At 68.1% G+C, this 615-nt stretch carries 1 protein-coding gene; it reads right to left on the bottom strand.

The annotated features are described in order from the left end of the window. Positions 1 to 569: penicillin-binding transpeptidase domain-containing protein (locus tag EAO71_RS37230; protein WP_261992539.1), on the bottom strand; the 569-nt coding region annotated here is incomplete at its 3' end. Positions 570 to 615: the final 46 nt, after the last annotated feature.

Raw genomic sequence — 615 nt, 5'->3', positions numbered from 1 at the left:
TCGTCGTCGCCGGAGTAGCCGGCGAAGGAGGAGGGGTCGTACGAGGGGGTGGACGCCATCGCGAGGATCTTGCCGGTGGACGGCTCCAGGGCGACGACGGCGCCCGTCTTGTCGCCGAGGCCCTTGAACGCGGCCTTCTGGGCGGCGCCGCTCAGGGTGGTGACGACGTCGCCGCCCTTCTTCTTCTCGCCCGTGAACATCGCCATGGTGCGGTCGAAGAAGAGCCGGTCGTCGTTGCCGGTGAGGATGCCGTCCTCGATCTTCTCGATCTGGTTGGCGTCGTAGGCCTGGGAGGCGTAGCCGGTGACGGGCGCCCACATCGGGCCGTCGGTGTAGGTCCGCTTGAACCGGTAGAACGTGTCGCCGGAGTCGACGGAGCCGGTGATCGGCTTGCCGTCCACGATGATGTTGCCGCGCTTGTTGGCGTACCGCTCGATCATCACGCGCTTGTTCGTCGGATGGGCGTTCAGCTCGTCGGCGCGGACGTACTGGATCCAGTTGTCCCGCAGCAGCAGCGCGAGGACCAGCAGGCCGCAGAAGATCGCGACCCGGCGCAGGGGCTTGTTCACGGACGGACCACCTGGGTCATCTCGGCGTCGGGGGACGGGGCGGGGG

This window comes from Streptomyces sp. MS191 (assembly GCF_008042125.1).
GTDB lineage: Bacteria > Actinomycetota > Actinomycetes > Streptomycetales > Streptomycetaceae > Streptomyces.
The sequence above is the reverse complement of the archived record's forward strand: the minus strand, read 5'-3'. Positions and strand labels throughout refer to the sequence as shown.